Annotated in this window: 6 protein-coding genes and 4 pseudogenes; 6 read left to right on the forward strand and 4 right to left on the reverse strand. The window is 67.5% G+C overall.

All coding sequences use genetic code 11. The features are described 5' to 3' along the window. Positions 1-186: 186 nt before the first annotated feature. From folE to ACWDA7_RS47870, 3 genes are all read right to left on the reverse strand, one after another. Positions 187-810 (reverse strand): GTP cyclohydrolase I FolE, encoded by a 624-nt coding sequence (folE, locus tag ACWDA7_RS47860; RefSeq protein ID WP_450613864.1) that lies wholly within the window; start codon positions 808-810, stop codon positions 187-189. 34 nt (positions 811-844) lie between these two features. Beyond that, positions 845-1,294 (reverse strand): hypothetical protein, encoded by a 450-nt coding sequence (locus ACWDA7_RS47865; protein ID WP_450613857.1) that lies wholly within the window; start codon positions 1,292-1,294, stop codon positions 845-847. 75 nt (positions 1,295-1,369) lie between these two features. Beyond that, positions 1,370-1,915: a DUF2231 domain-containing protein gene (locus tag ACWDA7_RS47870; RefSeq protein ID WP_450613859.1), complete on the reverse strand. Its 546-nt coding sequence runs from the start codon at positions 1,913-1,915 to the stop codon at positions 1,370-1,372. 120 nt (positions 1,916-2,035) lie between these two features. Between ACWDA7_RS47870 and ACWDA7_RS47875 the strand changes: the two genes are divergently transcribed. Continuing rightward, positions 2,036-2,788, forward strand: coding sequence for a helix-turn-helix transcriptional regulator (locus ACWDA7_RS47875; protein WP_432934935.1), 753 nt, complete (start codon positions 2,036-2,038; stop codon positions 2,786-2,788). 353 nt (positions 2,789-3,141) lie between these two features. On the opposite strand, the pseudogene ACWDA7_RS47880 reads toward ACWDA7_RS47875, so the two are convergent. Then, positions 3,142-3,330, reverse strand: a pseudogene (locus tag ACWDA7_RS47880) (DNA-directed RNA polymerase subunit alpha); the annotation flags it as partial. A 130-nt stretch (positions 3,331-3,460) separates the two neighbouring features. Here ACWDA7_RS47880 and ACWDA7_RS47885 point away from each other — a divergent pair. The 5 genes and pseudogenes from ACWDA7_RS47885 to ACWDA7_RS47905 form a co-directional block, all read left to right on the forward strand. Next, positions 3,461-4,399 (forward strand): MFS transporter, encoded by a 939-nt coding sequence (locus ACWDA7_RS47885; protein WP_450613861.1) that lies wholly within the window; start codon positions 3,461-3,463, stop codon positions 4,397-4,399. A gap of 466 nt (positions 4,400-4,865) precedes the next feature. Beyond that, positions 4,866-5,472 (forward strand): annotated as a pseudogene (locus tag ACWDA7_RS47890) (integrase); the annotation flags it as partial. 172 nt (positions 5,473-5,644) lie between these two features. Beyond that, a pseudogene (locus ACWDA7_RS47895) lies at positions 5,645-5,907 on the forward strand (pyridoxamine 5'-phosphate oxidase family protein); the annotation flags it as partial. Between the two features lie 218 nt (positions 5,908-6,125). Next, on the forward strand, positions 6,126-7,670 hold the full coding sequence (locus tag ACWDA7_RS47900; RefSeq protein ID WP_450613862.1) for an FMN-binding glutamate synthase family protein: 1,545 nt from the start codon (positions 6,126-6,128) through the stop codon (positions 7,668-7,670). 121 nt (positions 7,671-7,791) lie between these two features. Beyond that, a pseudogene (locus ACWDA7_RS47905) lies at positions 7,792-8,054 on the forward strand (alpha/beta hydrolase); the annotation flags it as partial.

Raw genomic sequence — 8,054 nt, forward strand, 5'->3', positions numbered from 1 at the left:
GCCGCAGCGGCCCTCGTCCTGCTCCAGCTCGAGTACGACCGAACCATCTGAACGATCACACAACGTCATGATCCATTACCGGGAAAGGCTCAGTGCGGAACTGCACTTGGAGCAGGCTGGGTTGATCCAGATTTCCATGCGCTGTGGTCTTCCGAGGTCAGGCCGGGCTGTGCGCGGCGTTGCCGGTCAGGAGGTGGCGCCGGTCAGGGCGAGGAATTCGCTGCGGGAGCGGGAGTCGGACCGCAGCAGACCGAGCAGGGTGGAGGTCATGGTGCTGGAGCCGGTGGCCTGGACGCCGCGCAGGGTCATGCAGGAGTGCTCGGCCTCGATCACCACGCCGACGCCTTTGGGCTCCAGGTGGGTCTGCAGCCAGTCGGCGACCTGCTTGGTCAGGCGTTCCTGGACCTGGGGTCGGCAGGCGAAGTGCTCGACGACGCGAGCCAGCTTGGACAGGCCCAGAATGCGGGCGCCGGGCAGATAGCCGACGTGGGCGGTACCGACGAACGGCAGCAGATGGTGCTCACACACCGACCGGACGGGTATGCGGCGGGCAAGGACGAGTTCGTCGTAGCCCTCATCGTTGGGAAAGGTGGTCAGGTCGAAGGCACGCGGGCTGAACAGTTCGGCATACGCGCGGGCCATCCGGCCCGGTGTGCCGCGCAGGCTTTGGGAGTCGGTGGAGATCCCGAGCGCGGTGAGGAACTGGCCGACCGCTTCTTCCGCGGCGGCCAGGTCGATACCGGCGGGCTGATGGACGACCCGCAGGGCGGCCCGTGCGGGTGCCGTTGGTTCCTCGTTGTGCAGGTCCATTCGGGCGGCGGTGCGGTGCGGGCGCTCGGTCATGTCAGCTGCCGCCGATTCCCAGAGCGGTGAGCAGGACCAAGACCAGGGTGACCACCGCGAGCAGGCCATGTGCGACCACCACCGCAAGCGGGAAGTGCCGTTCGGCAGGGACGGGCCTTTCGGTTCCCTGAACCGCAGTGTCGGCCGGCGCCGCGGTGCGGTTGCGGTAGACGGGGATCCAGCGGGCCAGCATCACGAATCCCAGCAGGGCGACCGGCAGGAGCAGACCGAACGCGGTCCAGGCCAGGGCGCTCTTGTCGGCCACGACATAGATGATCCAGACCACCAGTCCGATCGCGGCGAGGGCGAAGTGCCCGAAGACGGCCGGTGCGGGCAGGCGACTGGTGCCGGTTTGCTGCTGCCGGATGCCGCCGCGTTGGATCCAGGTGCCGAGCATGTAGAAGCCGCCGAGGGCGGTGACCACCCAGGTGATCAGTGCGGCGATGTCCATGGGGAACTCCCAAGTGATGACGATGTCGAAGGCAGCCGGACGGCACCGGCCGCCGTGGAGGGTGGGCAGGCCGGATCACATGGCAGAGCGGGCGTTTCGCTTTCGGTCAGGTGTGTAGCCCTCGGCCTGGGTGCTCTCGTCGGCGACCCGTACGCCGTAGCGGTATGCGAGCTTGCCGCCCAGAAATCCCGAGACGCCCAGGGCCGCCACGCTGAGTGCGGACAGGACGAGCCGTCCGAGGCCGACACTCCCGCCGCTGGTGTAGGTGCTGTAGCGCCAGAGGAAGTTGACGGCGTAGGCGGCGGTCACCAGCACGTTCAGCGTCATGTGGACCAGGGCGGTGCGAAAGGCCGGGGTGCCGGGCGGAATCGCGAACAGGTCGAGGAATCCGACCATGGCCGCCAGCAGGGCCCCGATCACGCCTACGGCGATCAGCCACTCCGAGCCCTGGGTCAGGAAGCCCGGACGGTTGACGACGCGAGAAGCGATGTCGAACACCAGGCTGGTCACCCAGGCGCCGATCGGCACGGTCACCAGGATCGGGTGGAACGGGTGGCCGTACGGGCCGGCGAGCGAGGCGCTGACCGGGCGCTTCGCCTGAAGCTGTGACTCATTGACCATCGCTGCCTCCCGTAGTTTCGCCAACGCATCTTGGTCTTATTAGGTCGGTGCGTCAAGGTGCGCTGTTCAGGCAGCCAAAAGAACTTTTGTGTCTACATGGGTGGGAGTTATCGTGGTCCGGTGGCTTCTGACTCGACTCCGCCGGCCGACTCGGCCAGCACCGCCATCGATGCCGTCAGCGTCCTGAGCGAGGACTCGCGGCGGCGCATGTTCGTCTTCATCCGGCGTGCCCGCCGGGCCGTGACCCGCGACGAGGCCGCCGCAAGCGTCGGCATTTCCCGCAAGCTGGCCGCCTTCCACCTCGACAAGCTCGTCGACGCCGGCCTGTTGCGCGCCCGCTATGAGACGCCCGGGGGAATTCGGAAGGTCGGCAGGCGGCCGAAGGTGTACGAGCCCTCCGACACCCAGATCACCGTGAACATCCCCGACCGGCGCCACGAACTCCTGGCGGAGTTCCTCCTGGACGCCGTCCTGACCGAGGGCGCCGACGAAAACGCCGCGCAGGCGGCCGTACGGACCGCCGAGCAGCGCGGTCGGCAGATGGGCGAGGCCGCACGGGATGAAACCCGCCCGGGCCGCTTGGGCCCCGAGCGCGGACTGACCGCCTGTGAGCACCTGCTGGAGGAGTACGGCTACGAACCCGTACGGGAAACCCCGACCCGGCTCCGGCTGCGCAACTGCCCCTTCCACCCACTGGCCGCGAAGGCCCCCGACCTCGTGTGCGGCATGAACCAGGCTTTCCTGTCCGGCTACCTGAATGGCCTTGAGGTCAACGGGGTTCAGGCCACCCTGGCCCCCGAGCCCGGGGAATGCTGTGTGCGGCTGGGCCCGAGCGACCCCGATCGTGATGACCAGATGCCCCAGGACCACTGACGCGACGCCAACCGCCTGCCCCGCGGGCCACCGCCCGGATGCACAACACCGCCCCAGCGGAAGAGTCGTGTGAGGGGCACCCTCTGTGAGGCTGCATGGGGCTCACCCATCACTGGTTACTCCCACCTGTCCGAGCTGGGGGAAACGCCCGTTCTGGCGTTCCAGCCGGAGTATTGCCATGTTGACCAAGCGCATCCTGAACCGTCCGAGGGAACCGGTAGCGCATCCGATCACCCGTACCGCTCCAGAATGGCTGCACAGGTCCTGACCTGGGACTACGCTCCCCCGCACCGATACGACACCATCGGTCCTTGTGCTCGTGCGACTACTCTGCTGTGCCTGGACGAGGACGGCCTGGATCCCGCACACTCTCGGCCGAGCTTGCCCTTGCCGTTGAGCGTGGCGAGGACGAGGTCGGGGTTGTGCACCTCGACACCGGCCGGGGGCACGATGTCGGCGGCGCTGACCAGACCCGGGCCCTGCTTGCGCAGGTACATCACGACCGGCTCGTCGTGCTCCGAGGAGACGACCAGCTGCGGTAGAGCCGCCTGAACTGTGCGGATGAGGTTTTCGGCAAGCGCAGGGTCAAAACCCGTGCCGCCTTGGTCAGGTCAGTGCTCTCCCAGCGACGGCGCAACGGTGGTACGCGACGGAACCGTCTCATGCAGAGTCGTGACCGCCGGGCACCTGGCGTGGCATGAGCAGCAGCGCGATCACGGCGACAGCGCAGCAGCCGACGATGTACCAGCCGATCCCCGTCGTGTCCGGGAACGATTCGGCGGCCTGATGCACTCGGCTGCCTATTTCGGCGTACTGGCGATCTCCATCGCCTACCTCCTGTTCGGATCCGAACTCGGCTGGCGCGGCATGTTCTTCGTCGGCGGCATCCCCGCATTCGCCGTCTTCCTCATCCGCCGAACCACCCCGGAGCCCCCGCGCTGGCAGGACCGCTCCGCCAAACTCGTTCAGCAGTCCTTCTGGCAGCCTGTCAAGGAGGTGCTCTCCGGCGAGTACCGCAGCCGCACCCTCGGCAACCTGCTGCTCCTGGTGGTCTGCGTCATCGGCCTGTGGGCCGGCTCCGCCTACGTTCCTGCCGCCATGAACACCCTGTGCGCACAGGCCGGTTACCACCACGACACCACCGTGCGCCTGGCCAGCCTGTCCTCGATGACGGTGGCCGCCTTGACCATCCTCGGCTGCTTCGTGGTACCCCGCCTCGCCGCACGTGCCGGCCGCCGCGGCACGCTCACCACGCTCTTCGCACTGATGATCGTCGGCATTGTCGGCGCGTATGGTCTGGCCTACCCCCTGCACTCCATCGGCCTGACGTTCGCGTTCCTGCCCGTCCTCGGCCTCGGCGGTGCCAGCTTCGCGGTGTTCACCATCTGGCTGCCCGAGCAGTACCCCACCCGGATGCGGGCCACCACCTTCGCGTTCACCACTGCCTTCTCCCGGTGGGTCGCCGCCGGAGGAACGTTCCTCATCGGCTACGGCATCCACGCGACCGGCACACTGACCATCCCGCTCAGCCTCACCGCGGTCGTCTTCGCCATTGGCATCGGTGTCGTGCGGCTGGCCCCGGAAACGCGCGGCGCACCCCTTCCCGACTGATCCGTCGCGGTCTTGGGCGGGACCCGATCGCTGGTGGGGTCCCGCCCAGGCCACGACGAGACCACGCGGGTGCCGTGCTGCCGTCGCTGCTTACCTTGTCAGCGCAATGGTGTGAGAGCTGACCCGACGGCGAAGTGACAGCGTGTGCCCAAGCGCTGATTGCATGGCACGAGGGGTGGGGACATCGGGAACACGATGTCCCCACCCCTCACTCGCTTCTCAGCTCGGCCCGACGAGATGAACAGTCCCGCAGGCTGGCGAGTTCGAGGTCGGGAACGCTGTGCTGCGCTTGAGCGGCGGGTGCTCGGGCGTAGCGCGCATCGTCTCGTGGACGGCGGAGGGCGTGCGTCAGGTCCGTGAGGCGGGGTGAGGGTTCCGCTGCGGAGCTGATGGGCGAGGGCATCGTCGAGGGCTGGGTCTGGCGGGTCGATGTGGTCGACGCCGAGTTGGTGGCCAGGTCGGTGGTGTTGTGGAGCCGGAGACGGTGCTGCGCTGGCACCGTGACCTGCTCAAGCAAGGCCATGCTGCGACCTGCGTGACCAAGTGCCGCGGCCGGCCGCCCACCGTCCGCTCGATCCGCACCCTCGTCGTGCGCCTCGCCCGGGAGAATGCCGCACCGGGGATATAGCCCGATCCACGGTGAACTCGCGGCTCTCGGCATCAAGGTCGCCGCCTCCGCCCACTGGGAGATCCTCCGCGAGCACCGAATCCCGCCCATACCCGAACGACAGACCACGACCTGGGCCGACTTCCTCTGCAGCCAGACTGACGCATTGCTCGCCTGCGATCTCTTCGAGACCCGCGCCCTGACCGGGGCACGCCTGTATGTCTTCGTGGTCATTGAGCACTCCACCCGGCGCATCCGGATCCTGGGCATCACCGCACACCCCACCGCGCAGTGGGTGGTACAGCTTGGAAGCAATCTCCTCATGGACCTGGAGGACGCGGGCAACAAGGCCAGCCTCCTCGTCCGCGACCGCGACTCAAGGTTCACGGCCGCAATCGATGCCGTGCTCGTGGACGCCGGGTTCAAGGTCTTCATCACGGGCATCCAGGTGCCGCGAATGAACTCCACGCGGAACGTCTGCCGGCGGCGGCCGAGCACCGGGCAAGGAGGTCCATCACGCTTCGTTTACCGCCGATTACGGAACAGAGCCAAATCCCTGACCCGCATGCGAACGGTATGGGTGTGGCCATGGCCACTTTCGGACAGTCGGGACATCGTTCGTGATTAGGCTTTCGGTCATGCACGCCGAGATACGCCGCAAGAGGACTGACTGCCTGGAGTTCTGGGGTGAGTACCCCCTGTGCATGCTGACCACACTTCGACCAGACGGCCGCCCACATGTCGTGCCCGTCGGGGTCACCTTGAACGCCGACGCCGGCATCGCTCGGATGGCCACACGCAAATCCAGCAGAAAAGTCTCCAACGTCCAGGCAGCGCTCCTGGGAAGGCGCGCGTCGCCGTATGCCGAGTGGCCGGAGGACGCTGGGCGACTCTGGAGGGCACGACCGAAGCCCAAGGCCGCGAGCGCCGCAGCCTAAGAGTTCGCGCAGATAGGCGCAGTGGGGGACTCCAGAAATAGAACGGGCACAGGCCTTGGTGTTTCACATTCTTCGATGGACGCTGACGCCCATTTGGTCGTACCCGCCACCCAATGCACAACACGACACGACGACGTCCACCGCATGGCGATGGAGTCGGGCTTCGAGGAGAGGAACGTTTATGCGCGTCCGGAGCATCGGCGCGGCCACCGCAACAGCATTGGCGCTGTTGGCCGCCCGCGACCTCATCCAGAAGAAGCACGCACTGCTCCGGAACTTCCCGGTCATCGGGCACGCCCGGTACCTGTTGGAGACGATCGGACCGGAGCTGCGGCAGTACGTCGTGACCTCCAACGAGGAGGAGCGCCCGTTCAGTCGTGACCAGCGCACCTGGATCTATGCGTCGGCGAAGGAGGAGAACAACTACTTCGGGTTCGGAACCGACGTCGACGTCGAGCACGTACAGGGGCACGCCTACCTCAAGCAGCGCACGTTCGCCGACACTCTGCCCGACGCCCACGACCCGCAGGCCCCGCTGCCCTCGGCCAAGGTGCTGGGCGGCCCGCGCGGGCGCGCCAAGGCGTTCCGGCCGGCGAGCGTGGTGAACATCTCGGCGATGAGCTTCGGATCCCTCTCCGGCGCGGCGATCACGGCGCTCAACAAAGGGGCGGCGCTGGCGGGCACTATGCACAACACGGGCGAGGGCGGCCTCTCGCCGTACCACCGCAACGGCGGCGACCTCGTCCTTCAGATCGGGACGGCGTACTTCGGCTGCCGCAACGAGGACGGCAGCTTCAACCTTGACAAGCTCAAGGATGTGGTCGCCGGCGCCCCGGTCAAGGCGATAGAGATCAAGCTCTCCCAGGGCGCCAAGCCAGGGCTGGGCGGGTTGCTGCCGGGCGCGAAGGTGACCCCGGAGATCGCCGAGATCCGCGGCATCCCGGTCGGTAAGGACTGCGCCTCCCCGTCGCGGCACACCGCGTTCGGCGACGTCGACTCGATGCTCGACTTCGTCGAGCTGCTCGCCACCGAGACCGGTCTGCCGGTCGGGGTCAAGAGCGCGGTGGGAGAGATGGGCTTCTGGCAGGAGCTGGCCACGCTGATGGCGCGCGGTGACCGTGGTGTCGACTTCGTGACCGTCGACGGCGGCGAGGGCGGCACCGGGGCGGCGCCGCTGATCTTCACCGACTCGGTGTCGCTGCCGTTCCGGATGGGCTTCTCCCGGGTCTACGGCGCCTTCGCCGAGCTGGGGCTGACCGACGAGCTGACCTTCATCGGCTCCGGCAAGCTCGGCCTGCCCGAGAACGCCGCGGTCGCCTTCGCTCTGGGTGCCGACATGATCAACGTGGCCCGTGAGGCGATGCTGTCGATCGGCTGCATCCAGTCGCAGAAGTGCCACACCGACAAGTGCCCCACCGGCATCGCCACCCAGAACCCATGGCTGGCCCGCGGCATCGACCCGACCTCGAAGGCCGCCCGGGCCGCTGTCTACCTGCGCACCCTGCGCAAGGAGCTGCTGAAGGTCTCGTCGGCCGTCGGCGTCGCCCACCCGGCACTCATCACAGCCGCCGACATCGAGATCATGAACGGCGACTACGAGGCCCGCACCCTGGCCGGCGTCTACGGCTACAAGGACGGCTGGGGCAAGCTCGGCCCGCACCTCACCGATGAGATCACGGCACTGCTCACCACCCAGCGGACCGCCGTCCACAAGCCGGCCCTCTGACGCGCCGACAGCGACAAGCACCACACTCGCTGCTCTCCTGCCCGGAGCACGCGCCTGACACCACCCCGTGTCGCCCTCACCTCCCCTACCCCACGAACAGTCCATGCCGGGTGATCACAACATGACTGAAGAAGTGAGATTCAAGAGCGTCGTCGGCCCCGAACTGGCCGGGGCGATCGACCTGCCAGAAGGCGAGATCCGGGGCTGGGGAATTTTCGTCCACGGATTCACACTCGGCAAGAACTCGCCGGCCGCCTCGCGCGTCAGCAAGCAGCTGGCACGCGAGGGGATCGGGATGCTGCGCTACGACAACCTCGGGATCGGAGACTCCGACGGCGACTGGGGGGACGGTTCCTTCACCATCAAGGTCCAGGACACGATCCG

The organism is Streptomyces sp. NPDC001156 (genome assembly GCF_053598275.1).

Excerpts from the sequence above, each read along its gene's own strand:
- ACWDA7_RS47865 (WP_450613857.1), bottom strand. The coding sequence starts at position 1,294 with ATGGACATCGCCGCACTGATCACCTGGGTGGTCACCGCCCTCGGCGGC.
- folE (WP_450613864.1), bottom strand. The coding sequence starts at position 810 with ATGGACCTGCACAACGAGGAACCAACGGCACCCGCACGGGCCGCCCTG.
- ACWDA7_RS47900 (WP_450613862.1), top strand. The coding sequence starts at position 6,126 with ATGCGCGTCCGGAGCATCGGCGCGGCCACCGCAACAGCATTGGCGCTG.
- ACWDA7_RS47870 (WP_450613859.1), bottom strand. The coding sequence starts at position 1,915 with ATGGTCAATGAGTCACAGCTTCAGGCGAAGCGCCCGGTCAGCGCCTCG.